The 306-nt window shown below is 75.5% G+C and carries 1 pseudogene; it reads left to right on the forward strand.

The features are described 5' to 3' along the window. Positions 1-306 (forward strand): annotated as a pseudogene (locus RH94_RS42105) (biotin carboxylase N-terminal domain-containing protein); the annotation flags it as partial.

The raw sequence follows: 306 nt of genomic DNA on the forward strand, positions 1-306 counted from the left end.
CCCGCCGAGACGTACCTGCGCGGCGACCTGATCGTGAAGGCGGCGGTCGCGGCCGGCGCGGACGCCGTGCACCCCGGCTACGGCTTCCTGTCCGAGAACGCCGGCTTCGCCCGTGCCGTCCTGGACGCGGGCCTGCTCTGGATCGGGCCGCCCCCCGAGGCCATCGAGGCGATGGCGTCCAAGACCCGCGCCAAGGAACTCCTGGGCATCCGGCCCCTGCGGGACGTCACCGAGGCCGACCTTCCGGTGCTGGTGAAGGCGGCGGCGGGCGGTGGCGGACGCGGGATGCGGGTCGTACGGCGGCTC

This window comes from Streptomyces kebangsaanensis, assembly GCF_001906585.1.
In the GTDB taxonomy this organism is placed as follows: domain Bacteria; phylum Actinomycetota; class Actinomycetes; order Streptomycetales; family Streptomycetaceae; genus Streptomyces; species Streptomyces kebangsaanensis.